The sequence below is a fragment of the Streptomyces sp. NPDC127038 genome (genome assembly GCF_042725875.1).
Taxonomy (GTDB): domain Bacteria; phylum Actinomycetota; class Actinomycetes; order Streptomycetales; family Streptomycetaceae; genus Streptomyces.
Genome location: NZ_JBHXDQ010000090.1, coordinates 1 through 24,481, shown reverse-complemented (window position 1 = coordinate 24,481; position 24,481 = coordinate 1). Strand labels below are relative to the sequence as shown.

The 24,481-nt window shown below is 72.6% G+C and carries 22 protein-coding genes and 1 tRNA gene; 12 read left to right on the top strand and 11 right to left on the bottom strand.

Features of this window, described 5'->3' with window-relative positions:
* Positions 1 to 9: 9 nt before the first annotated feature.
* The 4 genes from ACFWI4_RS37745 to ACFWI4_RS37730 form a co-directional block, all read right to left on the bottom strand.
* Positions 10 to 525, bottom strand: coding sequence for a copper chaperone PCu(A)C (locus ACFWI4_RS37745; protein ID WP_387205764.1), 516 nt, complete (start codon positions 523 to 525; stop codon positions 10 to 12).
* Positions 522 to 1,175: an SCO family protein gene (locus tag ACFWI4_RS37740; RefSeq protein WP_387205762.1), complete on the bottom strand. Its 654-nt coding sequence runs from the start codon at positions 1,173 to 1,175 to the stop codon at positions 522 to 524. The genes ACFWI4_RS37745 and ACFWI4_RS37740 overlap by 4 nt, the downstream gene beginning before the upstream one ends.
* A 173-nt stretch (positions 1,176 to 1,348) precedes the next feature.
* On the bottom strand, positions 1,349 to 2,083 hold the full coding sequence (locus ACFWI4_RS37735; RefSeq protein WP_387205760.1) for a YcnI family protein: 735 nt from the start codon (positions 2,081 to 2,083) through the stop codon (positions 1,349 to 1,351).
* Positions 2,084 to 2,308: 225 nt separating this feature from the next.
* The gene (locus ACFWI4_RS37730) at positions 2,309 to 3,163 is read right to left on the bottom strand and encodes a hypothetical protein (RefSeq protein ID WP_387205758.1); all 855 of its coding nucleotides are present in this window, start codon (positions 3,161 to 3,163) and stop codon (positions 2,309 to 2,311) included.
* A gap of 251 nt (positions 3,164 to 3,414) precedes the next feature.
* Here ACFWI4_RS37730 and ACFWI4_RS37725 point away from each other — a divergent pair, with 251 nt between their 5' ends.
* The gene (locus tag ACFWI4_RS37725) at positions 3,415 to 3,870 is read left to right on the top strand and encodes an ATP-binding protein (protein WP_387205755.1); all 456 of its coding nucleotides are present in this window, start codon (positions 3,415 to 3,417) and stop codon (positions 3,868 to 3,870) included.
* A 94-nt stretch (positions 3,871 to 3,964) separates the two neighbouring features.
* Here ACFWI4_RS37725 and ACFWI4_RS37720 read toward each other — a convergent pair whose 3' ends face one another.
* Both ACFWI4_RS37720 and ACFWI4_RS37715 read right to left on the bottom strand, forming a co-directional pair.
* Entirely contained in the window at positions 3,965 to 5,452 is a 1,488-nt protein-coding gene (locus tag ACFWI4_RS37720) for an aminopeptidase P family protein (RefSeq protein WP_387205753.1), read from the bottom strand.
* Between the two features lie 99 nt (positions 5,453 to 5,551).
* Positions 5,552 to 7,063: a PP2C family protein-serine/threonine phosphatase gene (locus tag ACFWI4_RS37715; RefSeq protein WP_385408770.1), complete on the bottom strand. Its 1,512-nt coding sequence runs from the start codon at positions 7,061 to 7,063 to the stop codon at positions 5,552 to 5,554.
* Between the two features lie 483 nt (positions 7,064 to 7,546).
* Between ACFWI4_RS37715 and ACFWI4_RS37710 the strand changes: the two genes are divergently transcribed.
* Both ACFWI4_RS37710 and ACFWI4_RS37705 read left to right on the top strand, forming a co-directional pair.
* Positions 7,547 to 8,212 carry a bifunctional DNA primase/polymerase gene (locus tag ACFWI4_RS37710; RefSeq protein ID WP_385408772.1) on the top strand — a complete coding sequence of 222 codons (666 nt, stop codon included), beginning with the start codon at positions 7,547 to 7,549 and terminating at the stop codon, positions 8,210 to 8,212.
* A 55-nt stretch (positions 8,213 to 8,267) separates the two neighbouring features.
* Entirely contained in the window at positions 8,268 to 8,864 is a 597-nt protein-coding gene (locus ACFWI4_RS37705; protein WP_387205750.1) for a hypothetical protein, read from the top strand.
* A 232-nt stretch (positions 8,865 to 9,096) separates the two neighbouring features.
* On the opposite strand, the gene ACFWI4_RS37700 is transcribed toward ACFWI4_RS37705, so the two are convergent.
* From ACFWI4_RS37700 to ACFWI4_RS37690, 3 genes are all read right to left on the bottom strand, one after another.
* Positions 9,097 to 10,062 (bottom strand): DUF5926 family protein, encoded by a 966-nt coding sequence (locus tag ACFWI4_RS37700; RefSeq protein WP_385408776.1) that lies wholly within the window; start codon positions 10,060 to 10,062, stop codon positions 9,097 to 9,099.
* Between the two features lie 300 nt (positions 10,063 to 10,362).
* A complete protein-coding gene (locus ACFWI4_RS37695) occupies positions 10,363 to 10,992 on the bottom strand; it encodes an ATP-binding protein (RefSeq protein WP_387205748.1) in 630 nt (209 codons plus the stop codon).
* A 127-nt stretch (positions 10,993 to 11,119) separates the two neighbouring features.
* Positions 11,120 to 11,929 (bottom strand): glycerophosphodiester phosphodiesterase, encoded by an 810-nt coding sequence (locus ACFWI4_RS37690; protein ID WP_387205746.1) that lies wholly within the window; start codon positions 11,927 to 11,929, stop codon positions 11,120 to 11,122.
* 257 nt (positions 11,930 to 12,186) lie between these two features.
* Here ACFWI4_RS37690 and ACFWI4_RS37685 point away from each other — a divergent pair, with 257 nt between their 5' ends.
* The gene (locus ACFWI4_RS37685; protein WP_387205744.1) at positions 12,187 to 13,677 is read left to right on the top strand and encodes a trypsin-like peptidase domain-containing protein; all 1,491 of its coding nucleotides are present in this window, start codon (positions 12,187 to 12,189) and stop codon (positions 13,675 to 13,677) included.
* Positions 13,678 to 13,758: 81 nt separating this feature from the next.
* Here the strand turns inward: ACFWI4_RS37685 and ACFWI4_RS37680 are convergent, their stop codons facing one another.
* Positions 13,759 to 14,703 (bottom strand): DUF2637 domain-containing protein, encoded by a 945-nt coding sequence (locus ACFWI4_RS37680; protein WP_387205742.1) that lies wholly within the window; start codon positions 14,701 to 14,703, stop codon positions 13,759 to 13,761.
* Between the two features lie 460 nt (positions 14,704 to 15,163).
* Here ACFWI4_RS37680 and ACFWI4_RS37675 point away from each other — a divergent pair.
* Positions 15,164 to 15,248: transfer RNA gene (locus ACFWI4_RS37675), tRNA-Ser, on the top strand.
* Between the two features lie 188 nt (positions 15,249 to 15,436).
* Entirely contained in the window at positions 15,437 to 17,011 is a 1,575-nt protein-coding gene (locus ACFWI4_RS37670; protein ID WP_387205740.1) for a hypothetical protein, read from the top strand.
* A 152-nt stretch (positions 17,012 to 17,163) separates the two neighbouring features.
* Here ACFWI4_RS37670 and ACFWI4_RS37665 read toward each other — a convergent pair whose 3' ends face one another.
* Positions 17,164 to 18,051 (bottom strand): bifunctional DNA primase/polymerase, encoded by an 888-nt coding sequence (locus tag ACFWI4_RS37665; RefSeq protein ID WP_387205738.1) that lies wholly within the window; start codon positions 18,049 to 18,051, stop codon positions 17,164 to 17,166.
* A gap of 379 nt (positions 18,052 to 18,430) precedes the next feature.
* Between ACFWI4_RS37665 and ACFWI4_RS37660 the strand changes: the two genes are divergently transcribed.
* The 6 genes from ACFWI4_RS37660 (at position 18,431) to ACFWI4_RS37635 (ending at position 24,134) form a co-directional block, all read left to right on the top strand.
* A complete protein-coding gene (locus ACFWI4_RS37660) occupies positions 18,431 to 18,742 on the top strand; it encodes a hypothetical protein (RefSeq protein WP_385408790.1) in 312 nt (103 codons plus the stop codon).
* A 405-nt stretch (positions 18,743 to 19,147) separates the two neighbouring features.
* The gene (locus ACFWI4_RS37655) at positions 19,148 to 20,401 is read left to right on the top strand and encodes an acyl-CoA dehydrogenase family protein (protein ID WP_387205736.1); all 1,254 of its coding nucleotides are present in this window, start codon (positions 19,148 to 19,150) and stop codon (positions 20,399 to 20,401) included.
* 44 nt (positions 20,402 to 20,445) lie between these two features.
* Complete coding sequence (locus ACFWI4_RS37650) at positions 20,446 to 21,435, top strand: bifunctional MaoC family dehydratase N-terminal/OB-fold nucleic acid binding domain-containing protein (RefSeq protein WP_387205777.1); 990 nt, start codon at positions 20,446 to 20,448, stop codon at positions 21,433 to 21,435.
* Position 21,436: 1 nt separating this feature from the next.
* Positions 21,437 to 22,543 carry an acyl-CoA dehydrogenase family protein gene (locus tag ACFWI4_RS37645; protein ID WP_387205734.1) on the top strand — a complete coding sequence of 369 codons (1,107 nt, stop codon included), beginning with the start codon at positions 21,437 to 21,439 and terminating at the stop codon, positions 22,541 to 22,543.
* Positions 22,540 to 22,971, top strand: coding sequence for a MaoC family dehydratase (locus tag ACFWI4_RS37640; RefSeq protein WP_387205732.1), 432 nt, complete (start codon positions 22,540 to 22,542; stop codon positions 22,969 to 22,971). The genes ACFWI4_RS37645 and ACFWI4_RS37640 overlap by 4 nt, the downstream gene beginning before the upstream one ends.
* Positions 22,968 to 24,134 (top strand): lipid-transfer protein, encoded by a 1,167-nt coding sequence (locus tag ACFWI4_RS37635; protein WP_387205730.1) that lies wholly within the window; start codon positions 22,968 to 22,970, stop codon positions 24,132 to 24,134. Before ACFWI4_RS37640 ends, ACFWI4_RS37635 begins: the two co-directional genes overlap by 4 nt.
* Positions 24,135 to 24,481 lie beyond the last annotated feature (347 nt).

Genomic DNA, 24,481 nt, shown 5'->3' with positions numbered 1-24,481 from the left:
ATGCCTCCCTCAGTGCCCGGTCTTCGGGCTGTAGGTCGCGGGCTTCACCGGCATGGAGACCCTGACGGTGCCGGACTTGGCGAAATGCAGTTCCACGGACACCTTCTCGCCCGGTCCGGGCTTGTGGGTGAGCTTTGCGAACATGAGGTGGTTGCCGCCGCTGGCGAAGTCGAGGGTGCCCTCGGCGGGCACGGCGAACGACTTCCGCTCCTCCATCGCGCCGCCGACGGTCGCGTGCATCGTCACGTCGTCGGAGAGGTCGCTGCTGACGGAGGTGAGGGTGTCGGCGCCGCCGGAGTTGGTGACGGTGAAGAAGCCCGCCGCCATGGTGTCCATGCTCGGGGCCGGCATGTAGGCGCCGGTGACCTTGAGTTCGGGCGCCGAGGAGGACGACGAGGAGCCGTCCGTGCCGCAGCCCGTGAGGGTGCCGGCGGCGACGAGGGAGCAGGCGGCGATGAGCCCCGCGCGGCGGCCCGTACGACGCCCGGTACGACGCCCGGTGCGACGGCTCGCGGGGCGGCTCACGGGGTCTTCCCCTCGACGATCTTGGGCAGGTCCTTGGCGTAGTCGTCGACGGTGGCGTCCTCGCCGTACAGGACGTAGCCCGCGTCGGTCTTCGGCGAGAAGGCGATGACCTGGGTGCCGTGCACGGAGACGGTCTTGCCGTGCTTGTCCTTGGTCGTCGGCTCGATGCTGATGCCCAGGCTGCGGGCGCCGGCCTGGATCGTGGCGAAGTCGCCGGTCAGGCCGACGAAGTCGGGGTCGATGCCCTTGAGCCAGGCGCCGAGCGCGGCGGGGGTGTCGCGGGCCGGGTCGGTCGTCACGAACACGACGCGGAGTTTGTCCTGTTCGGCCTTCGGCAGCTGCTTCTTGGCCACGGCGAGGTTGTTCATCGTCAGGGGGCAGACGTCCGGGCAGTGCGTGTAGCCGAAGTAGATGAGCGTCGGCCTGCCCTTGGTCCGCGCGAGCAGGTCGTACTTCTTGCCGGTCGTGTCGGTGAGCACGAGGTCCGGCTTGGTGAAGGGGTTGTCGAGGACCGTCGCGGCCTTGGCGGAGCCGGTCTCGGCGGACACGACGGCGACCGGTGCGGCGCCGTCGTCACCCTTGCCGCAGCCGGAGAGGGTCAGAGCGGCGGCGGCGAGCAGCGCGGCCGTCGCGTACGTCTTCTTGCGCATAGAAAAATGTCCCAGATGTGTGTGCTCCGGTGGGCACCGGGGGTCGGACGGGGCCGAAGGGCCAGGTGGGACCGGCCGGAGCCGGTCCCACCCGACCCGAGAGCCGCGTCCGCGACCCTCCGGTGTCCACCGGGAGCGGGTGTGTCTCAGTGCCTCAGGCGGTTGCCGGCACCTCAGGCGTTGGTACGCCGCCGGCCGGCCAGAACGCCGTACGCCACGCCCGCCAGGCCGACGGCGATGCCCACGGCGCCCAGCACGCGTGCGGTGGTGTCGCTGCCGTCGCCCGCGGAGGCCGCCTCGGTGGTGCGGTCGGCGGTCTCCTCGGCGTGCGAGGCGTCCTCGGCGGCCGCGGCCCCGTGGTGGCCCCCCTCGGCCGCGGCCGAGAGCGCGAGCGTCGGGGCCGGGTGCTCGGGCTCCTCCGCGCCCTCCTTCTGGGGTTCGATCCAGCGCACGACCTCCTTGTCGGAGTACGTCTGGAGGGCCTTGAAGACGAGCGTGTCGGTGTCCTCGGGCAGCGCGCCGATGGAGAGCGGGAACTTCTGGAAGAAGCCGGGCTCGATGCCCTTGCCGTCGGCGGTCCAGGTGACCTTGGTGACGGCCTCGCTGATCTTCTCGCCGTGCGCGGAGACCGGCTTGTCGAGCTTGGACGTGGTGACCTTCACGGTCCAGCCGTCGATCGGCTGCGGCATGACGGAGGCCAGCGGGTGGTCGGCCGGGAGGTTCACCTCGACCTGGGTGGTCGAGGCGTTGTCGCGCTCGTTGGGCACCTTGAAGTCGACGACCGTGTAGCCGCCCTTGGCGGCCGCGCCCTCCGGCTGCACGCTGACGTGCGCGAACGCGGGGGCGGACAGGGCGAGAACGGCCGTGGCGGCGACGGTGCCGGCGGCGGCGAGACGAGAAGCCTTCATGGAAGGAGACACTCCACATTCAGTCGGACGACGAAGGGGACGCGCGTGTGCCTCGGTGCCCCGCGGAAGAAAGGGGGGCGACGGCGCCGGGGAGACCGGCGGGCACGCGCGCGTGCGGCACGACCGCGTCCCCTCCGGGAAGACCCGTGAGGCCCTTCGGATCCGCGGAGTCGAGGACTCGGGGACCGGGGCGTCCGGTGGGCTTCCGTGAAGCGGCGCGTCGTGTCAGGCGACGAGGGTGAACGTGGTGGAGGCGGGCGGTCCGCGCCGGACGACGGTGTGCTGAAGGGCCGTCGTCCGGGGAGCGAGGGGCGCGAGCAGCGCGGTGAGGGGCGCGCGTGCGATCTCGGGTGCCCCGGGAAGTCCCGTACGCAGGGCGCGTACGAGGGTGAGCGCGGCGCGCAGGGACCGTACGAGCGCCGCTTCGGTGACTCCGTGCGCCGACAGCCGCATGAGGCGCAGCAGCGCCAGATCGCCGTGGCGCAGCATCCAGCCGGCGGCGAGGGCCGCGAGCAGGTGGGCGAGGAGCATCGACAGCGAGGGCAGCACCGGCATCGGGGCGCCCGCGGCCGTGGGCACGGCGTCCGTCGCGTGGTGCATGGACGGCATGTCCGCCATCCCCGTCATGCCCGTGTCGATCCGCGCGTCGGCGAGGATCTTCATGGCGTGCGCGGGGGTGATCGCCGCCGCGGCCGTACCGCACACCAGACGGGCGGCGCGGGCCACGAGCGCGGCGTCGGACATCGGCATCCCCGGCATCCCGGACGCCGTCGCGCCCATGGACCCGGTGGCCGTCGCGGAGGCCTGGAGCCCCAGGCCGAACAGCGTGTGCAGCACCGTCTGGCCGAGCGCGAGCAGCGCCACGATGCCCGGCAGCGCGCGTTCACGGCCCGCCAGCGCCGCGGCGACGGCGAAGACTGCGAGGAATCCCGCGCCCAGGGTCCACAGCGGGACCACGGCGCAGGAGGCGATTCCGTGACCGGCCGCGGCCAGCACGACGCAGACCGCGGCGAACACCGCGGCCCTCAGGGTCCGGAGGCCTGCTCCGGAACGCGCCGAGCGCTGGTGGGGGGCAGTCATGGCGGGCTCATCATCGCACTGGGCCCCATGACACCGTGCGGCAGGTCCGATTGACGGCTTGTGACCGGTCCGTCCGCCGTACGGGGTACGCCCGAAGGGCCGACGTCAGGAGCCTGATCGCTCGCGCATACACCGCTTTCCGCGGCGGGCGCGTCGGCCGTATGGGCGGCATCACGTCGTGTATGCGATTGCGCACGGGTCGTTGCGGCAATACGTAACGGTATGTCGAGCCGCGGCCGGGAGGCTGGAGCATGAGCATCTGGTGGTCACTCCATCTGCGGCGCGAGGCTGCGAGTGTTCCGCTCGCCCGGCGCCTGCTGCTCGGCACGATGGAGAGCGCCGGTGTCGACCCGGACATCTCCTACGACCTCTCCGTCGCCCTCACCGAGGCCTGTGCCAACGCCGTCGAGCACGGCGGGGACGACGTACGGGACCCTTCGTGCGGTGCCTACCGCGTGACGGCCTACCTCGACGGCGACCAGTGCCGTATCGAGGTCGCCGACTCCGGCCCCGGTTTCCCCGCGGGCAACGCCCGCGTCCTGCTCCGCCAGGCCGGCGAGGACGCGGAGCACGGCCGGGGGCTGTGTCTGATCCGCGAGCTCGCCGACCACGTCCACATCGGCAACCGGCCGGGCCGCGGCGGTGCGGTGGTGAGCTTCGACAAGATGCTCAAGTGGAAGACGGTCCCCTCGCTGCTGCCGGTCTGACCCGGGGCGCGTACCCCCTCCCGGACACGCCGGTGGCCGGGCCCCCGAGGGGAACCCGGCCACCGGCCGCGCGAGGGCCCTCGCGGGCCTCGCGTCAGCCCTTGAGGGACGCCATCCAGGCCTCGACCTCGTCGGAGCGGCGCGGCAGGCCGGCCGACAGGTTCCTGTTGCCGTCCTCGGTGACGAGGAGGTCGTCCTCGATCCGGACGCCGATGCCGCGGTACTCCTCCGGCACGGTCAGGTCGTCCGCCTGGAAGTACAGGCCCGGCTCCACGGTCAGGCACATGCCCGGCTCCAGCGTGCCCTCGACGTACGTCTCGGTGCGCGCGGCGGCGCAGTCGTGGACGTCCATGCCGAGCATGTGGCCGGTGCCGTGCAGGGTCCAGCGGCGCTGGAGGCCGAGCTCCAGGACGCGCTCGACGGGGCCTTCGAGGAGCCCCCACTCGACCAGCCGCTCGGCCAGCACGTGCTGTGCGGCGTCGTGGAAGTCGCGGTACTTGGCACCCGGCTTCACGGCCGCGATACCGGCCTCCTGGGCGTCGTACACGGCGTCGTAGATCTTCTTCTGGATCTCCGAGTACGTGCCGTTGACCGGGAGCGTGCGGGTGACGTCCGCGGTGTAGAGGGTGTGGGTCTCCACGCCCGCGTCCAGCAGCAGCAGGTCGCCGGAGCGGACCGGGCCGTCGTTGCGCACCCAGTGCAGGGTGCAGGCGTGCGGTCCCGAGGCGCAGATGGAGCCGTAGCCGATGTCGTTGCCCTCGACCCGCGCGCGCAGGAAGAAGGTGCCCTCGATGAAGCGCTCGCTGGTGGCCTCGGCCTTGTCCAGGACCTTCACCACGTCCTCGAAGCCGCGCACGGTGGAGTCGACGGCCTTCTGGAGCTCGCCGGCCTCGAACTCGTCCTTGACGAGCCGTGCCTCGGACAGGAAGACGCGCAGCTCGTCGTCGTGCTCGCCGGTGACCTTGTCGGTCAGCGCGGCCTCGATCGAGGCGTCGTAGCCCCGCACCACGCGGACGGGGCCGGTGGCCTCCTTCAGCGCGGCGGGCAGCTCGCGGACGTCGGACGCGGGGATGCCGTACAGCTGCTCGGCCTCGGCCAGGGAGTGGCGGCGGCCGACCCACAGCTCGCCCTGCCCGGACAGCCAGAACTCGCCGTTCTCGCGGTTGGAGCGCGGCAGCAGGTAGATCGTCGCCTTGTGGCCCTCGGCGGCGGGCTCCAGCACGAGGACGCCGTCCTCGGTGAGGTTGCCGGTGAGGTAGGCGTACTCGACCGAGGCCCGGAAGGGGTACTCGGTGTCGTTCGAGCGGGTCTTCAGGTTGCCGGCCGGGATCACCAGGCGCTCGCCCGGGAAGCGGGCGGACAGCGCGGCGCGGCGGGCCGCGGTGTGCTCGGCCTGGGCGATGGGCGCGAGGCCGCGCAGCTCGGTGTCGGCCCAGCCGGACTTCATGCTCTCGGCCAGCTCGTCGGACACGCCCGGGTACAGGCCGTTCTTGCGCTGCTTGATGGGCTCTTCCTCGCCCGCTTCGTCAGCGGCTTCGTCGAGCACGGCTTCCGGGGTCTCCGGGGTGAGCGCCTCCGACACGGTCTGCCTCCTTCATACGACTTTGGACCACCCCATCGTACGGTCGTACTGAAGGGGGCCCAGGGCCGGAGGACCTGTTACACCGTGCGGAGGCACTCCTCACTCGAAGCGGGCCGCCAGCAGGACGACGTCCTCGTCGCTGTCCGCCCCGTCGAGCCCGTCGGGCAGCACCCCGCGCAGCACGTGGTCGGCGATCGCGTCCGGGTCCTCGCGCAGGGCCCTCGGGACGCTCGCGGCCGCCGCGTGCAGCCGGGCGAACGCGCGGTCCATCGGGTCGCCGGTGCGGTGCAGCAGGCCGTCGGTGTAGAGGAGCACGGTCTCGCCGGGCTCGGCGGTCAGTTCGACGCTCGGGGCCTCCCAGCAGGCGAGCATGCCCAGGGGCGCGGACAGCGAGGTCTCCACGAACTCGGTGCGCCGCGGGCCGATCACCAGGGGCGGGCTGTGGCCCGCGCCGGCGAGCGTGAGCTTGCGCAGGGCCGGCTCGCAGTAGGCGAACAGGGCGGTGGCGGAGCGCGCGGGCTCGGTCAGCCGCAGCAGCAGTTCGAGGTCGGAGAGGACGGCGACCGGGTCCTCGCCCTCCATCACGGCGTAGGCGCGCAGGGAGGCCCGCAGCCGGCCCATGGCGGCGACCGCGCTGGGGCCCGAGCCGGTGACGGAGCCGACCGCGAGGCCGAGCGCCGCGTCGGGCAGCGGCAGCGCGTCGTACCAGTCGCCGCCGCCGCGCGGACCGGTGCGGTGCCGGGCGGCGAGCTGGACGCCCGGGACGCGGGGCAGCCGCGGCGGGAGCAGTTCCTCGGACATCGTCCGCACGCAGGTCCGCGCGCGTTCGAGCTCCAGCAGCCGGGCCAGGTGTTCCGTGGCGTAGCGCGTGTAGTGGCCGATGAGGTGGCGCTGGCGTTCCACCGGCTCGGCGGGTTCGTCGTAGAGCCACACGGCGGCGCCGAGACGGCCCGCCGCCTCGGTGGACAGCGGCAGCGCGTAACTGGCGGCGTAGCCGAGGCGGGCGGCGACCTCGCGGTGGCGCGGGTCGAGCCCGTCCTCCGAGAGGAGGTCCGGCTGGGTGATCTCGCCCTCGCCGCCGGGCAGTCCGTCCAGGATCTTCCCGTACGACATGGAGCTGCGCGGCACCGTCTCGATGTGCCCGAGATCGGCGCGGGCGAGGCCGAGTCCGATCGTGGTGTCGGGACCGAGTCCGTCGCCGGGTTCCATGACGACCAGACCGCGCCGGGCGCCGACGAGGGCGGCTCCGGCGCGCAGCAGTTCCTGGAGCGCGTCGCTCAGTGTCGCGGTGCCCGCGAGGCGCTCGGTGAGCTCGTGGAGCGTGGTGAGGTCCGAGACCCAGCCCGCGAGACGGTCCTGGAGAGCGGCTCCGGGACCGGCCGGCGGGACGGCCGCAGGACCGCCCGTGGGAGCGGGCGCGGGCGCGACAGTGTGTGCGGGCGATGGAACCGTTGAATCGATTCCGGCCACTTTCGGAAGGTGAGGGGCGTTCATGACGTCCGGCTTTCCGACCGGTGCGTATTGCTCAATAGCATCGCAAACCCCCATGTCGTTCTGCGCCGCTAGCGGTGTCTCCACATGTACACGTACTCGTGAGGGGATGTCCAGCATTGTCCTGCCAGGATTCCTGGTGTCCGTGCGACCGGTGGTAACCCTTGCGGGAAATCAAAATTGGCCTAAAACTGACTCGGGCAACGGCTTATTGAGGTCGACTGGCCTCGTTCGACGGAGCGTCACAGCGGTCGTGATGGGTACGTACTCGGTGAAGGCCAGGGGTGGTTGAGATCCGCCCGGAACCTGGCGACGGACCCGGGCGTCTTAACCACCGACGACCGTGCCCCATCCTCCCGTGGCGGAGGCGGCTAGCAATACGCGGGACGTAAAACGCCAGGCGCCGCCACCCCACGCCATGCCCATGCTTTGGATGTACGCGGTATGGGCGCGGACACAGCCACATTGCTCGGCCCAGAGGGGTTCCCCTTGTCTCCAGCAGGGGTGTGATGCGCCAGCAGGTACGCACAGTGAAGTGATCGACACATGGTGTGATGTGATCCTCGGTGTTGCCAGGCGTGCAACGGAAAGGAACGAGCGCTCATGCGCGAGATCCTCGGAAGGCGACGCAGGCTCCTGTCCAGGCGGAACGACGGGAAGCCTGAGATGCTCAGCGCGGCCCTGACCTTCGCGGCCGCGTGGCGGTGGCCCGTACTCCCCGGTGTGGCGGCCGACCCGCAGGGGCGTGCCCGCTGCGGCTGCCCCGACCCGGAGTGCACGGTGCCGGGCGCCCACCCCTTCGATCCCGGCCTCCTCGCGGCCACCACGGACGAGCGCATGGTGCGCTGGTGGTGGACCAACCGGCCCACGGCACCCGTCGTGCTGGCCACCGGCGGCGGCGCCCCGTGCGCGGTGAGCCTGCCCGCCCTCGCGGCGGCCCGCGCGCTCGACGCCCTCGACCGCGCCGGGATGCGCCTCGGCCCGGTCGTCGCGTCCCCCACCCGCTGGGCGATCCTCGTCGCCCCGTACTCCATGGAGCAGCTCGGCGAGCTGCTCTACGCCAAGGACTTCGTCCCCGGCTCCCTGCGCTTCCACGGCGAGGGCGGCTACATCGCGCTGCCGCCGTCCGAGACGGGCCAGGGCCAGATCCGCTGGGAGCGCGCCCCGCTGCCCGGTTCGGCCGCCCCCTGGGTGCCCGGCGTCGAGGCCGTGGTGGATGCCGTCGTCGAGGCACTCACTCGTACGGGTGTGAGCGCCCCCGAGTTGTAAGGGCGACCGGCGCGCGGCGGGCCGCGCGCCCGCCCGCGCTCGTTATCGTCCGCCCATGCAGCGTCATTCCGGGGGGTACCGGGCCGCGACGGCGCCGGACGGCGGCCCGGACCCCCGAAGAATCCGCCTGGCGGCGTTCGCCGGAGCCGTGGTGTCCGTCCTCGCGCTGCCGCTGACGGTGGCGTCGGCCGGCCCGGTGGTCGACGGCGGTTCCCCGGCGGCACGCGGGTCGGCGCCGGCGGACGGCCGGCCGAGGGTGCCGGGACCCCGGCGCTCTCCCCCGCCGTCCGGCCTCGGCCCCGCTCCGGTCACCGCCGCCCGGTGCGGCCCCGAACTCTCCTCGCCCGACGGCGTCGAGGCGCAGACCTGTGTCCTGACGCGGGGTGGGGAGACCTGGGCGCGCACCTACTACCGCAACGCGACCGGCGACCCGCTGAGCTCGGCCCTGACGCTGATGGGGCCCGGCGGCCGCACGGTGCAGATGGACTGCGCGGTGGACGCGGAGGACGACCCGGGAGAGTGCGAGACGCCCGGGCAGCGCACGACGGGAGATCCGGGGGCGTACTCGGCGATCGCGGAATTCGCGCGGGGCGCCGACGAGCCTCTGCTGCTGCGCTCGGGGAGCAACTCCGGCCGGGAGCAAGGCGATTGACATTGTTCGGGATTCCGAACATGGAAAGACCCGGTTGCTGGCGACGGGGGATGCACCAGCAACCGGGCTACTCGAACGGTAACAAGAGATCGGCGGTTCGCAAATTCGATCTCGGCTATTCGGACACGGATTTACCTGTCACAACGGGGAGTTGTGACAGGAGTCACCCGTTTCCGAGGCTCCGACCAGCTGACTGGTCGGTCAGTTTCCCGTTCTGTGGGTCCGCTGTGGGTCAGCTGAGGGTCACCTGGCGGTTGGTGAGCCCGCCGCGCGCACGGCGCTCGTCCGCCGTCAGCGGCGCGTCCGTGGCCAGAGCGGTGGCGAGGCGCTCGGCGAACTCGGCCGCCGGCTTCTCGACGTCGTCGGCCGTGACACCGCTCGGCAGGTCCCAGACCGGCACGGTGAGCCCGTGCGCGCGGAAGGAACCGACCAGCCGGGTGCCCTCCCCGAGGCTCGAACGGCCCTCGGCGTGCAGCCGCGCGAGAGCGTCCAGAAGCTGCTCCTCCGCGTGCGGCATGACCCAGCGCAGGTGGTTCTTCTCGGGCGTCTCGCACCAGTAGGCGGCGTCGACCCCGGAGAGCTTCACCGTCGGGATGGCGGCCGCGTTGGCCCGCTCCAGCGAGGCGGTCACCTCGGCCGTGGCGTTCTCCGCGTCCGGGACCCAGAACTCGAAGCCGCTGTGGACTTCTGGCTCGAAGGCGCCTTCGGGGTCGAGCAGGTCCTGGAGCCGGGGGCCGTCGGCCGGGGCGCGCCGTCCCTCGACCGGGGTGCCGGGCGGCGCGACCAGCGCGCGCTGGAGGGTGTCGGCCAGGTCGCGGCTGATGTCGCCGGACGAGGTGTCGTTCTGCAGGCCGAGCAGGACCGAGCCGTCCTCGCGGCGCAGTGCGGGCCAGGCCATCGGCAGGACCGTGGCGAGGGTGACCGAGGGAACGCCCTCGGGCAGGCTCTCCTTGAGCTTCAGCTCGACCGTCGCGGCGGGCACCAGTTCGCGCAGCGCGACCCAGTCGCCCTCGCCCCGCAGGCCCTCGAAGGGGCGGTGCACCAGCTCGGTCGCGGCGTGCGCGGCGGCCCGGCCGTGGCAGGCCTTGTAGCGCCGGCCGCTGCCGCAGGGGCAGGGCTCGCGGGCGCCGACGACCGGGATCTCGCCGTCCTTGAGCTGCGGCTGCTTGGCCTTCGTCTGGGGTCGCTTCTTGGCCATCGTGGCTGTCTCCCGATCACGGCTCGTCTCGTACTGGCGCGAGCCTAGCCGTTCGTACGGAGACCGACGGGATCCTGTGGACAACGCACCGCGTCGTCCGCGGTCCGGCACCTTCCGCACGCCCCGTCCGGCCCGGCCCGCGTCGCACGCCGACACCCGACCACCCCGGCCGTGTCGTCACCCGAGCCCCGGCCGTGTCGCACCCGAGCCCCGGCCGGGGGCGGGCCGACGTCCCGGACCGCGGCCCCGTCGGGATCGGCCCCGCCGGCCTCGGCCCTGTCGCGCCCGGCCCCGGCGCGCTCAGCCGAGGTCGTCGAACGCGTCCACGAAGTCCAGTGCGGACAGGCCGGACACCCTCGGTGACGCGACGCGCGTAGCGAAATCGTCGCGGCGGTGCGCCGTCTCCACGTCTCCCTGGACGACCACCCACACGGTGACCTCGCCGCGGACGTCGTCCCGTACGCCCCAGTCCTCGGCCAGCGCCCTGATGATGTTCAGTCCGCGACCGCCCCGGGCGGTGACCGACGGGGTGGCGGGCACGGGGCGGGTCGGGCCGCCGCCGTCCGTCACCTCGACCGTCAGCCGGCCCGCGGGGTCGACCCGCCAGGCCGCGCGCACGGTCCCGTCGCCCGCGAGGGCGTCGCCCAGGGGCCTGCCGTGCCGGCACGCGTTGCTGAGCAGTTCGGAAAGGATCAGCACGGCATCGTCGACGACCGCTTCCGCCACACCCCCCGAGCGCAGTTGATCGCGCATCCGGTGTCTTGCTTCCCCCACGCCCGCAGGGCCATGGGGTACGGCCATGCTCGACGACGTGGGCACCTCCTGTGCCACCACCAACGCCACCCCCGAGACCTCCTTCACCCCACGCCACGGTGTGGATGCCCCTTTGGACTGGACCGGAAACCGGCCAATCGACGTCTGCTGACGCACTCGTAACGGTCGAATGCGGAACGAACGCGCCGGTGCACTCCCTGTGACCGCGTGGCCGGTTCTCGACCGTTTCCGAGGCCTGGTCACGGTGTTCCCGGCGGGGTCACCGGCCTCGGGCCGGGCCAGGTCAGCGGCCCAGTTGCCGCAGTACGGCGCGGGGGCGGTTGGTGATGATGGCGTCGATGCCCAGCTCAACGCAGAGATCGACGTCCTCGGGCTCGTTCACGGTCCAGACGTGCACCTGGTGACCGGCGCGTTTCAGCCGCTCGATGTACGCGGGATGGTTCCGCACGATCCGCATCGAGGGGCCCGCGATCCGGACACCCGCGGGCAGCCTTCCGTCCCGCAGCCGGGGCGAGACGAACTGGAGCAGATAGACCGTGGGCATGGTCGGGGACGCGGCCCTGACCCGGTGCAGCGAGCGCGCCGAGAAGCTCATGACCCGTACAGGGGACTCGGCCGGAACGGCGGGGGCGTCCAGGCCGAAACGCTTCAGCAGGTGGAGCAGGCGCTCCTCGACCTGGCCCGCCCAGCGGGTCGGGTGCTTGGTCTCGATGGCCAGTTCCACCCGGCGGCCGGCGTCGGCGACGAGTTCGAGCAGTTTCTCCAGGGTGAGGACGGAGGTGTCCGTGAGGTCCCCGGGGGCGGTCTCCCAGTCGGGCGACTCGTCGCGGTTCTTCCACGAGCCGAAGTCCAGTGCGGCGAGTTCGGCGAGTTCCAGGGCGGAGACGGCTCCGCGGCCGTTGGAGGTCCGGTTCACCCGCCGGTCGTGCACACAGACGAGATGGCCGTCGGCGGTCAGCCGTACGTCGCACTCGAGGGCGTCCGCACCGTCCTCGATCGCCTTCTTGTACGCGGCCAGTGTGTGCTCGGGGGCCTCTTCGGAGGCTCCGCGGTGGGCGACGACCTGAATCGGGTGCTGTCGTGCGAGGGTCACCGCGTCATGGTGCCATCGACGCCCGGCGAGTGTGAGGTGAGATATCTCCCAGACTGTTCTGTTTGATAATAAAAGTCCGTTATAAAGGATGGCCTCGGACGCACAGCCACCGCTTATGGTGCCCTGACGCCCTGTGGGAAAAGCTGTCGGCGTACAAAAGCACATGCACAGCTGAATCGCGCCGGGCCATCGACAAGTGTGAGTGGGCGTGACCGAGTGCGACCGAGAACAACAGCCGTGGATCGAGGAGAAGAGCTGTGAGCACCGAGAACGAGGGCAACGCAGTACCCCCGGCCCCGTCCGCACCTCCCGTGCCGGTGGAAACTCCCGCTGCTTCCGCGCAGGGCGCCTCGCACGCGGGGGGCGCGCCGACGGCTCCGATCCCCGCGGTGCCCGGCACCCCCGGCGCACCGGAGCACGAGTCGGCGCCCGCGGGCATGCCGGCGTACGCGTCGAACGGAGCGGGGCAGGGCGCCGACCCCTACGGACAGGCGCCGGCCCAGGGCTCCGTGCCCGAGGGCGGCTGGCCGCCTCCGCCGCCCGCCACCCCCTCGTACGCCGACGGCGGGGGCGCGGGGCACGGCGGCTGGGGCTCCACCTACCAGCAGCCCGCGCCGAAGCCCAGGAACGGCCGCGGCGGTCTGGTCGCCGCCGTCCTGGTGGCCGCGCTGGTCGCCGGTGGTGTCGGCGGAGGCATCGGTTACTCGCTGGCCAAGAACGACGACAACTCCACCGACTCGACGACGGTCTCCGCGCCGAGCACCAGCGGACAGGTCAAGCGCGCCTCGGGCACGGTCGCGAACGTGGCCGCGAACGCGCTGCCGAGCACCGTCACCATCGAGGCCCAGAGCACCAACGGCGAGGGCGGCACGGGCACGGGCTTCGTCTTCGACAAGCAGGGCCACATCCTCACCAACAACCACGTGGTGGCGGACGCGGTCGACGGCGGCAAGCTCACCGCCACCTTCCCGAGCGGCAAGAAGTACGACGCCGAGGTGGTCGGCCACGCGCAGGGCTACGACGTCGCGGTCATCAAGCTGAAGAACGCGCCCTCGGACCTGAAGCCGCTCGTCCTCGGCGACTCCGACAAGGTGGCCGTCGGTGACCCGACGATCGCGATCGGCGCGCCCTTCGGTCTCTCCAACACGGTGACCACGGGCATCATCAGCGCGAAGAACCGTCCGGTCGCCTCCAGCGACGGCAGCGCCAGCAGCAAGTCCTCGTACATGAGCGCCCTCCAGACGGACGCCTCGATCAACCCGGGCAACTCCGGCGGTCCCCTGATCGACTCCTCGGGCGCGGTGATCGGCATCAACTCGGCGATCCAGTCGTCGAGCAGCGGCGGTCTCGGCGGCTCCGGCCAGTCCGGCTCGATCGGCCTCGGCTTCGCCATCCCGATCAACCAGGCCAAGTACGTGGCCCAGCAGCTGATCCAGACGGGCAAGCCGGTGTACGCGAAGATCGGCGCGTCCGTCTCCCTGGAGGACGGCACGGGCGGCGCGAAGATCACCGAGCAGGGCGCGAGCGGCTCCTCGTCGGTCGAGGCCGGCGGTCCCGCGGCCAAGGCGGGTCTCAAGCCCGGCGACGTCATCACCAAGCTCGACGACATGACGGTCGACAGCGGCCCGACCCTGATCGGTGCGATCTGGACCCACAAGCCCGGTGACACCGTCAAGCTCACCTACACGCGGGACGGCAAGACCCACACGGTCGACGTCACCCTCGGCTCCCGCGAAGGCGACAACTGATCTTCCGGCCGCGGCCAGGCGCAAGGGGTGTCTCTCATTTGAGGGACACCCCTTCCGCATGCGGGGCGGTCCCGCCCGGGATCAGGCGCGGGTCTTCTTCGCGGGCGCCGGCTTCTTCTTGACGCCGACGCGTTCCTGGGACGGGGAGGGGGCCGGAGCCGAGGACGGGGAGGCGGACGGGGGAGTGGGCGCGGACGGGGGCGGTGAGGGACGCCGCTGCCGGTGGCGGGACACGGTCTGGCGGGGCGGCCGGGTCAGCGTGATCTGACGGATTAACTGCTGGAAGCAGGTCAGCGACGCGAGGGCGGGTACGACGGCCGTGGCGACTCCGGTGATCGTCTGGTGGGCGTCGGCCACACAGAACATCATGGCGACGGAGGAGAACAGCAGGACGACGTACCAGGAGTGCACGGCCCGGCGCTGGTGCAGGGCGGCCCGCAGGATGGAGAGCGAGGCCACCATCCAGGGGCCGTAGACCAGCAGGGGCCACCAAGGTCCGGTGCCGCTCTGGGCGTTGGACGCGATGCGCTGGAGCGGCGAGTAGGCCACCATGCCGCTGAAGACGCTCACCATCGACACGGTGGCGGCGGCGACCGCGGCGATCACGAAGCTGACGGTCTGGATCCAGTTGCGTGGATTGCGGACCCGTACCTTGCGGTGCCCGGCCGAGGAGCGCCGGATGGGCGGCAGCTCGGCGGTGATCTGCACCAGGTTGTCGATCGGGTCGCCGGTGAACTCGTCGGCGTACACGGGCTCGAACCCGTCGGCGTGGACCGGCTCGAAGGCGTCGCCGTACGCCGGTTCGAACCCGTTGCCGTACGCCGTTTCGTTGCGCGGGGGAGGCACGGTGACCTCCTGCTCCGCCGCGGCGTCCTGGAGGAGGTAGGTGAGTTCCTCGACCGGGTCCCAGCCCTGCTCGTGCAGGGCGCCCACGGGTTCGCCGTACGGGCCGGTCTCCGATCCGGCGAAGTGCCCCGGCTGGTGTCCGTACCGGGCGAAGGAGAGGTTCGGGTAGTCGTCATTCACGGAAGTTCGTCCCGGTCCCAAGAGGGCTTCGGCGGCCGGAAGGTCCTCCGCCGTTCCATCGCCGGCCGGTGTCCCGCCGGATCGTGCGGGGTGTGCGGGCGCATCGTCCGGCCGGAACCGCACGGGCGGGGGCCGGGCCCGCTGCCGTCGCTCCGGGGACGGCAGGAGCGAGAGATCTTGCTTTCGCCATGTTCCGCTAACGCGGCTTCCCCGCCTCCAGGTGTGCGGCAATCGAGTGAGCGCGCGGCGACGGAAGTAGTCACCAAAGCGGCTTTTCGTGTCCGTGCGCCGAGGGCTTACGGGGCGTCGACGGCGCGTTGACGGGCGGGTGCCGCGGGTGCCCGCCCGGTGCCGCCGCGGAGCGGGATCGGCGCTGGTGGACCAGGCGCCGGGCATGCCTCCGCGGGACCCCCGGGGCCGGGTACTCTGTACCCGCTCCACCCGCCTGGGCGGGGAGCGGGGTGGGTTGCCCGAGCGGCCTAAGGGAACGGTCTTGAAAACCGTCGTGGCGCGAGTCACCGTGGGTTCAAATCCCACACCCACCGCAGGTGAACGGCCCTCGACCGGGTATTCCGGTCGGGGGCCGTCCGCGTTGTCCCGCACCGTCGGCCCGGGGCGCGAGGCCCGCGGACTTCCTTTGCCACAGCTTGATCGGCCGGCGTTCCCCGACCCGCTCTGTCATGCCCCTGACGTGCCTAGGATTGGACAACTTCGTTTTCATGGGGGGAAGTTGATGATGACACGACGAAGATCTCTCGCATTCGTCGGCGTGGCCGTGCTGGCGCCGCTGGTCGCGTCCGGCGCTTCCGCGCAGGCGGCGTCGGCCTCCCTGGCCGTCACCACGCTGGGCCGGCACGGCACCAAGGTGTCGACGACGGTCACCGTCGTCGCCGTGCCGTCCGGCGAGACGTACAGCGTCAGGTCCGGCAGGCGGATCAGTCTTCCGTCGGGGCGCTACATCGCGATGACCGACATCTACGAGAGCGCGCCCGACGGGCTGGGCACCGACACCCTCGGCGCGCAGGTCGTGCAGGTGTCGGGCACCAGGACGGTGACGCTCGACGCGCGCAAGGGCAAGGCCGTCAAGGTGTCGCTCGACACCCCCGCCGACGTCACCGACCCTCCGCGGATCAGCGCGCAGGTGTGCGCCGCCTCCGTCAGCAACATGCCCTCCGCGTTCGGCGTGAGCGGCTGGAACGACGAGGGCGCCCTCTACGCCATTCCGAACTCGTCCCGACTGCTCCAGTTCGGGTACCTGGCGAAGTGGTCGGGGAACGACGGCTACGTCGCCGTGAAGAACACCACGGGCATCCCGGCCGCGCCCGGCGGATCGTTCAGGCGCTCGAAGCTGGCGACGATGCGTTTCTCCGTGCGCGGCGGTACCCAGATGGCCCGTCAGAACGACACCGCGCTCCAGGCGCAGCCGAAGACCGACGACTGCACGACCGACATGACGGCCCAGGTCGGCAACGACGACGCGCCGTACAGCGCCACCGTCCATGTGACCCCCGGAGGCTGGCAGCCGCGCGACGACATCTTCGCGAGCAACGGCGACGACATCGGCGGCGGCTTCCCGAAGACCAGGACGCTGACGGCGGGGCAGAGCGTCACGCAGTCCTTCGGCCGGTCCGCGTGGGGCCCGATGCACTTCCTGCCGACGGTCGACCGGAGGTCCGTCACCTTCCTTCCGGACGCCTTGATCGGCGACCCCGACGTGGGCAGCGGCTGGGGCGACCCGACGAAGGAGACCGTGGTCCTGACCAAGGGCGGCACCACGGTGAAGAAGAAGACCCTGACCGGCTGGCACTCCTCCGATCCCGAATTCTCCGCGGGCATCCGCTCGGCCGGCTGGTACCGCCTGACCGTCGACGGCCATCGCTACCGTCCCGGTATCACCTTCCCCGGCGGCATGCTGTCCTCGCGCGTCGTCCTCGACTGGCACTTCAAGGCCGATCCGGCCAGGTCCATGGTCGCGCCCGTCTTCCTGACCCGGTTCCTGCCCACCGGGCTGAACAGCCGCAACCAGGCCGCGCCCGGCAGCACCACGACGGTCGGCGTGACCGTGGGGCGCGGCTCCCAGGGGCCCGACGTGCGGTTCACCCAGGTGAACGCCAAGTCCGTCCGGCTCTGGTCGTCCGCCGACGGCGGCAGGACCTGGCAGGCGGCGACCGTCAGGCACTCCGGCTCGGCCTGGCAGGCGTCCGTCCACAACCCGGCCTCCGGCGCCGTCGCCCTGCGCTCCGAGGTGACCGACTCCGCCGGGGACCGTTCGGTGGAGACGGTGTACCGGGCCTACGCCATCGGCTGAGGCCGTCGCCGCTGACGTCGCGGGCAGGAAGGGGTGCCGCTCTCCGGAGCGGCACCCCTTCCGTCGGTCGTGGCCCGGTGTGTCCGGCCCCTGCCCTCCGCAGCGGGAGCGAGGTCCCGGCCGGTCCGGAGGAGCCGGGCCCCGGGAGGCCCCTACGGCTGTGGGGGCGACGGGGCCGTCATCCGGGCCGCCGAGGCGATCGTCGAGCGGGCCTCCCGTTCGGACAGGCCCGTGCGGACGGCGGCCTGGACGAGCGGGGCGGTCAGCTCGGGGCCGATGCCGTTCTCGTAGGCGCGGCAGGCGGCCCAGAACAGCCGGGTGTTGCGCTGGCCCGTGTGGGCGGCGAGGACGAACTGCACGAGACCCTGCCCCTGTTGTCCGTCCACGGCGGGCGCCGGACGGCGGGCGCGGGCCGGGGGCGCCGGCGGGGGCAGGAGCAGCCGTAGGAGTTCGGGCGGGCAGGGCGCGGGCGCGAGCCGGGAGGTGCCGGGCGCCGTCCCGTACACGCCGTGCTCGGTGCGTGAACCGGGGCCGACGAGGTAGCCGCCGGCGCCGCGGATGTCGATGCCGGGGGCGAGCCGGCTCGCCGAGTTGGGGACGACGACGTCGGGCGGCCCGCTCAGCCAGAGATGACGGCCGCCGCTCGGGGTCAGGACGACGACCGTGTCCGGGATCGTGAAGAGATGGCGCAGGGCCAGTTCGCGCAGGGCGGCCGAGGAGTCGGTGGCGGACTTGGTGTCGAGGTCGACACCGATGAGGTGGTGCGGGTGCAGCCCGCAGGCGATGCCGTAGCCGGTGGCCCAGGGGGCGGCGGCGAAGAGCTCACGGATGCGCCGGGGCTCGGTCGAGGCGTCGTACACGCCGTGCCCGAGCCGGCCGCATTCGCCGTGGCACGGGCGGGGTTCGGGGTCGTCGCGGTGGGGGGAACGCAGGGCCGGGAGCTTCGTACGGGACAGCGGGATCACCGCGAGACCGCGCTCGGCCGCGGACAGGGCATGGGCCAGGGCCAGGGTGGTGGCCCGCCGGTCGATGGTGGCCATGGATCCATAATCGTACGAACGTTCGAGAAAAGGAAGGGTGCGGAAGGCCCTCGGGGCGCGCCGAGGGGCCGGTCGGGTGAGCGGCGGGACCGGCCGGGGGCGTGCCGTGACCCGTCGGCCGTTGCGAGACCTGGGCCGCGCGGCCGGCAGGGTCCTGAACAGGGGTTTTGTGCAGGTGAGGGAGGTTTATCGACATGTCATCACGCTTGAGGGGGAATCGCGTCGTCCGATGTGGTTCGCCGGGATGCGCTGGGCAACTCTGGACTCGCGACGTCGTGGACGGCGCCGGGGCGGTCGGCCAACCGCCTTGAGACAAGCCGCATTTCGCGTACGGCCCGGCTCGCCGCCGGTGCGTACGACCCGCTCTGGAGGAATTCGCATGGCAAGCATCCGCACCGCTCGCGTTCTCGCCGCCGTCGCGGCCCTGCCCCTGGCCGCCGGCTTCTTCGCCGGGGTCGCGGCGGCCGACGACGGCTCCATCGCGGACACCGGATCGAACGCGGGAGTGGCGACCGCGTCCGGCACCGGGGTCGGGCGCGACAACAGCGGCAACTCCGGGACCACCCAACAACAGGCGGTCGGCGGCGGGGCCTCGAACCAGAGCAACACCGCCCAGGTGAACGGCTCCGCGTCCACCGCCCTCAACCAGGGGAACTCGAACGTGCTCGTCGGCTTCACCAAGCTCTGGTGAGCCGGGGGCCGACGGTGCTCCGTCGGCCGGGGGAGGGGGCTTTCGGGTCGCGGTAGGGGGCGAGGGGGCTGGGATCGAGTGCCCGGTGGGGCGGGCACTCAGGGGGGCGGACGCCCGGTGGGGCGGGTGTCCGGGAGGGGAGCGGGTGCTCCGTGGGGCGGGTGTCCGGTGGGGCGGGCGCCCGACCAGGGGAGCGCCCGGTGGGAGGTCCGGGGGCGGGGGGTAAGGCGTCCGCGCGGCGGTGCTTCGGTGCCGTCGCGCGGACGTGTTTCCGGGGGCGTTCGCGGGCCCGTCCGCTCGGGCGGCGCCCGCCCGCCGGGGCGGTGTCCACGACCTTGACAGCACAAGATATCTGACGGACAGTCAGAAAACCTTGTTCGTACGAGGTCCGGGAGGGCCGCCGCCGTGCACCTCGCCCCCACCGAGCGCCAGCAGCGGCTGCGCGCCGAACTCCGCACGTACTTCAGGGATCTGATGCCGGACGGTCCGCCGCCCGCCGACGAGCCCGGCCTCCAGCGGGACCTGCTGCGCCGCATCGGCGCCGACGGCCTGCTCGGGCTCGGCTGGCCGGTCGCGTACGGCGGGCAGGGGCGCGGCGCGGACGAGCAGTTCGTCTTCTTCGACGAGGCCTACCGGGCCGGCGCTCCCGTCTCGATGGTCACGCTGAACACCGTGGGACCGACCCTCATGAAGTACGGCAGCGAGGCGCAGAAGGAGTTCTTCCTGCCGCGGATCCTGAGGGGCGAACTCGTCTTCGCCATCGGGTACTCGGAGCCGTCCGCCGGCACCGACCTGGCCTCCCTGCGCACCCGCGCGGTCCGGGAGACCGGGGGAGACGGGGACGCGGGGGACGCCGGAGACGGCGCGGGCACCGGGGACACCGGCGGCACCAGGGGCGTCGACGGCGCCGGGGGAGGCGGGCTCTGGCGGGTCGACGGGCAGAAGATCTTCACCTCCAACGCCCAGAACGCCGAATGGATCTGGCTCGCCTGCCGGACCGACCCGGACGCGCCCCGGCACCGGGGCATCTCGATCCTGCTCGTCCCCACCGACGCCCCCGGCTTCTCCTGGACACCGATCGAGACCGTCGGCGGCCAGACCACCACGGCGACCTACTACGACGGGATCCGCGTCCCGGCCGGGAACCTGGTCGGCGAGGAGAACGGCGGCTGGGGGATCATCACCTGCCAGCTGAACCACGAGCGGGTGGCCCTCGCCGCGATCGGCATGCAGGCCGAGGACTTCTGCGCCGCCGCGCTGGAGGCGGCCCGCACCCCCGATCCGGTGACCGGGCGGCGCAGGGCGGACGAGCCGTGGGTGCGGTCGCGGCTCGCCGAGGCGCACGCCCGGCTGGCCGCGTCCCGCCTGCTCAGCTGGCGTCTGGTGGGTGACGTGGGAGCCGGCGGCCCGGCGCCCGGGGACGCGAGCGGGGTGAAGGTCATGGGGACCGAGTCCGCGGTCGCGGTGTACCGGATGTGCCAGCACGTCGTCGGACCGGAGGCGCTGGTCCGCTCCGGCTCCCCGGGGGTCTTCGGGGGCGGGGAACTGGAGCGCATGAACCGGGCGGCGCAGATCAACACGTTCGGGGGCGGGGTGAGCGAGGTGCAGCGGGAGATCGTCGCGACGATGCGGCTCGGTATGCGCAGGGGGCGGCGGTGAGCGGCCGCGGAACGGGCGAGCCCTCCGCCGGGTCCGACCTGGACGTGGACGGCGCGGGCAGGCATGGCCGGGACGGCGACGGCGGGCTCTCGGAGCGGCTGAAGGAGTACGAAGGGCGTGCCGCCACGGCCGGGGGTGTCGGCAGGGACCTGGTGAACGCGCCGATGATCCGGCACTGGTGCGAGGCCATGGGGGACACCAACCCGGCGTACACGGGGCCGGACGCGGTGGCCCCGCCCACCATGCTCCAGGCGTGGACGATGAGCGGCCTCTCCGGGCACACCGACCGCCCCGGCCGCTCCGGGACCTACGACGAGCTGTTCGCCCTGCTCGACGGCGCCGGGTACACCTCGGTGGTCGCCACCGACTGCGAGCAGGAGTACCTGCGTCCGCTGCGCCCCGGCGACGAGATCACCTTCGACTCGATGATCGAGTCCGTGTCCGGGCGCAAGACGACCAAGCTGGGCACGGGCTACTTCGTCACCACCCGCATGGACATCCGGGCGAACGGCGAGCTCGCCGGGACCCACCGGTTCCGCATCCTCAAGTACGCCCCGGCGCAGCGGAGTCCGAGGCCCGGTGCCGGGGAGCCGCGGCCCGCGGAGGCGGGGCCCAGGCGTCCGCGTCCGGTGATCAACCGCGACAACGCCGGGTTCTGGGAGGGCGTCGGGCGGCACCGGCTGCTGATCCAGCGCTGCACGGACTGCGGGGCGCTGAGGTTCCCGTGGCTGCCGGGCTGCGGGGCGTGCGGCGGCCCGGACTGGGACACGGTCGAGTCGGGCGGCGAGGGGACCGTGTACTCGTACGTCGTCATGCACCATCCGCCGTTCCCGGCCTTCGACCCTCCCTACGCCGTGGCCCTGGTCGAGCTCGCCGAAGGGGTGCGGATCGTGAGCAACGTGGTGGGCGTGCCGCACGACGAGGTGCGGATCGGGATGCCGGTGCGGCTCGCGTTCCAGCGGTGCGACGAGGAGCTGGAGCTGCCCGTCTTCCGTGCGGCGGAGACCGCGGGCGGTCCGGGCGGGAGGAGCTGACATGGACTTCACGCCCACCGAGGAGCAGACGGCAGCCGCCGCTCTGGCCGCGCGGATCTTCGGCGACCTGTCCACCCAGGAGCGGCTCGCCGCGGCGGGGACGGGCAGCGACGCCGGGCTGTGGAAGGAACTGTGCGCGGCGGGGCTGGTGGGCGCGGTCGCGGACACCGGGCTCCTCGGGCTCGTACTGCTGCTGGAGGAACAGGGGCGTGTCACGGCGCAGGTGCCGTTCGCCGCGAGCTGTGTGTACGGGCTGCTCGCGGTGGCGGCCCACGGTTCGCCCGAGCAGCGCGGGCGCCTGCTCCCGGGGATCGCCGACGGCACGGTCGTGGTGACGGGGGCGCTCACGGAACCGACGTCGGTTTCGGCCTCCCCGCCGTCCGCTTCCCCGGCGTCCGCTCCCCCGTCCACCGCTGAATCCTCTTCCTCTCCTGCCTCTTCTTCTTCCTTTCCAGTGGAGTTGACGGGTGTTCTTCCCGCAGTGCCGTGGCTGCGTGACGCCACCCATGTGCTCGTCGCCGACGACCGGCGCCGGCTCCGGCTGGTCCGTACGGCGGAGGCGGTGACCGAGCCGGTCGAGCTGACGGCGCCCTGGTCGGCGGGGAGGCTGACGCTGGAGGGGACTCCGGCCGAGACGCTGGGCGGCACCGGGGCGTACGACGACGTGCTGGCGACCGCCCGTACCGCCTTCGCCGGACTCCAGGCCGGGGTGTGCGCGGGATCGCTGGCGCGGGCCGTGGAGCACACGAACACGCGCGAGCAGTTCGGGCAGCCGCTGGCCGCCCGGCAGGGAGTCCAACTGCGGGCCGCCGACGCGTACATGGACACCGAGGCGATCCGGGTGACGGCGTACGAGGCGGCGTGGCGGCGGGACGCGGGGCTGCCCTGGGCGACGCACGCCCTCACGGCCGCCTGGTGGGCGTCCGAGGCGGGGAGCCGGGTGGTGCACACGGGCCAGCACCTGCACGGCGGGGCGGGCGCCGACCTCGGGCATCCCGTGCACCGGCACTTCCTGTGGGGCCGGCAGCTGGACGCGTATCTGGGCTGCGGGGCCGAACTGCTCCAGGAACTGGGCGAGTTGATCGTGGACGGGGAGGCGGGAACATGAGGGTGGGCGACGAACTGCCGCCGCTGGAGATCGAGATCACCCGCACGCTGATCGTGGCCGGGGCGATCGCGTCCCGGGACTACCAGGACGTGCACCACGACGCCGACCTGGCGCGGGCGAAGGGCTCGCCGGACATCTTCATGAACATCCTGACGACGAACGGCCTGGTCGGACGGTACGTGACCGATCACTTCGGCCCGGCCGCGGTGCTGCGCAGGGTCGCGATACGCCTCGGCGCCCCCAACCACCCAGGAGACACCATGGTGTTGACCGGCTCCGTCGAGGAGGTCGACGGCGACACGGCGACGGTGCGGATCCTCGGCGCCAACGGCATCGGACGGCACGTCATGGGCACGGTGACCGTGACGGTCCCGGCCGCCCCCGGCGAGCAGCCGGCCGGAGCGCCGTCCGCGGGCGGTGCCGTATGAGCGTGCGCGGGCGGGACGCCCTCGGGGGTCGGGCGGCGATCGCGGGGATCGGGGCCACCGAGTTCTCCAAGGACTCGGGGCGCAGCGAGCTGCGTCTCGCGGTGGAGGCGGTGCGGGCCGCGCTGGACGACGCGGGGCTGACGCCGGGCGACGTGGACGGTCTGGTGACGTTCACGATGGACACGAGCCCGGAGATCACCGTCGCGCAGGCGGCAGGGATGGGCGAGCTGTCGTTCTTCTCGCGCGTCCACTACGGCGGCGGGGCTGCGTGCGCGACGGTGCAGCAGGCGGCGCTCGCCGTCGCCGCCGGGGTGGCCGAGGTCGTGGTCTGCTACCGCGCGTTCAACGAACGCTCGGGCCGCAGGTTCGGTTCGGGCGTCCAGCGGCGGGAGCCGTCGGCGGAGGGGGCGGCGCTGGGCTGGGCCCTGCCGTTCGGGCTGCTCACCCCGGCCTCCTGGGTGGCGATGGCGGCCCGGCGGTATCTGCACACGTACGGGCTGACGCCCGAGGCGTTCGGCCATGTCGCGGTGCTGGACCGCAAGTACGCGGCGACGAACCCGGCCGCGTACTTCCACGGCCGGCCGATCACACTCGCCGATCACGCGGCCTCGCGCTGGATCGTGGAGCCGCTGCGGCTGCTGGACTGCTGCCAGGAGACCGACGGCGGCCAGGCGCTGGTGGTCACCTCCCTGGAACGGGCCCGCGACCTGCGGCGCCCGCCGGCGGTGGTCGCCGCGGCCGCTCAGGGGGCGGGTCGCGCGCAGGAGCAGATGACCAGCTTCTACCGGGACGACCTGACCGGGCTCCCGGAGATGGGTGTGGTGGCCCGGCAGCTGTGGCGGACGGCGGGGATTGGCCCGGCGGACATCGACGTGGGGATCCTGTACGACCACTTCACGCCGTTCGTGCTGATGCAGCTGGAGGAGTTCGGCTTCTGCAAGCCGGGTCAGGCCGCGGACTTCGTCGCCGAGGAGAGGGTGCCGTTGAACACGCACGGGGGGCAGCTCGGGGAGGCGTATCTGCACGGGATGAACGGGATCGCGGAAGGGGTACGGCAGCTGCGGGGCACGTCCGTGAATCAGGTACCGGGCGCCTCCCGCGTCCTGGTGACGGCGGGAACCGGGGTCCCGACCTCGGGCCTGATCCTCGGGGCGGACGCCTGAGAGGGGCGCCGCCGGGAATCACCGTACTTCCCGGTCCAGCCAGCCCCGAGGACCGACCTGCCCAGCCGGGCGCACCCCCTTCTTTCTCGCCCCCTCCGCCCCTACCCATCCCGTACCCAGGGGCTCCGCCCCCGGACCCCCGCTCCTCAAACGCCGGAGGGGCTGAATCTTTCCCCGCGCTGAAAGGTGACCCGGCAGGCCTGAACTTTCCCCGGCCGGAGCTGAAACGCGGCCGAAATAGGGACGCACCCGCAGTCGGCATCGCACCGTCGGGGCCGTGCCGGTACATCGATGGCCGTCGCCACCGACGGTCACGCCTCATCCAACGGCGACGGCCTGATGCACCC

What these genes read in the sequence shown, in the direction of transcription:
- ACFWI4_RS37740 (WP_387205762.1), bottom strand. Translation starts at nt 1,175, where the DNA reads ATGCGCAAGAAGACGTACGCGACGGCCGCGCTGCTCGCCGCCGCCGCT.
- ACFWI4_RS37735 (WP_387205760.1), bottom strand. Translation starts at nt 2,083, where the DNA reads ATGAAGGCTTCTCGTCTCGCCGCCGCCGGCACCGTCGCCGCCACGGCC.
- ACFWI4_RS37730 (WP_387205758.1), bottom strand. Translation starts at nt 3,163, where the DNA reads ATGACTGCCCCCCACCAGCGCTCGGCGCGTTCCGGAGCAGGCCTCCGG.
- ACFWI4_RS37725 (WP_387205755.1), top strand. Translation starts at nt 3,415, where the DNA reads ATGAGCATCTGGTGGTCACTCCATCTGCGGCGCGAGGCTGCGAGTGTT.
- ACFWI4_RS37715 (WP_385408770.1), bottom strand. Translation starts at nt 7,063, where the DNA reads ATGCTGGACATCCCCTCACGAGTACGTGTACATGTGGAGACACCGCTA.
- ACFWI4_RS37710 (WP_385408772.1), top strand. Translation starts at nt 7,547, where the DNA reads ATGCGCGAGATCCTCGGAAGGCGACGCAGGCTCCTGTCCAGGCGGAAC.
- ACFWI4_RS37705 (WP_387205750.1), top strand. Translation starts at nt 8,268, where the DNA reads ATGCAGCGTCATTCCGGGGGGTACCGGGCCGCGACGGCGCCGGACGGC.
- ACFWI4_RS37700 (WP_385408776.1), bottom strand. Translation starts at nt 10,062, where the DNA reads ATGGCCAAGAAGCGACCCCAGACGAAGGCCAAGCAGCCGCAGCTCAAG.
- ACFWI4_RS37670 (WP_387205740.1), top strand. Translation starts at nt 15,437, where the DNA reads ATGATGACACGACGAAGATCTCTCGCATTCGTCGGCGTGGCCGTGCTG.
- ACFWI4_RS37665 (WP_387205738.1), bottom strand. Translation starts at nt 18,051, where the DNA reads ATGGCCACCATCGACCGGCGGGCCACCACCCTGGCCCTGGCCCATGCC.
- ACFWI4_RS37660 (WP_385408790.1), top strand. Translation starts at nt 18,431, where the DNA reads ATGGCAAGCATCCGCACCGCTCGCGTTCTCGCCGCCGTCGCGGCCCTG.
- ACFWI4_RS37645 (WP_387205734.1), top strand. Translation starts at nt 21,437, where the DNA reads ATGGACTTCACGCCCACCGAGGAGCAGACGGCAGCCGCCGCTCTGGCC.
- ACFWI4_RS37640 (WP_387205732.1), top strand. Translation starts at nt 22,540, where the DNA reads ATGAGGGTGGGCGACGAACTGCCGCCGCTGGAGATCGAGATCACCCGC.
- ACFWI4_RS37635 (WP_387205730.1), top strand. Translation starts at nt 22,968, where the DNA reads ATGAGCGTGCGCGGGCGGGACGCCCTCGGGGGTCGGGCGGCGATCGCG.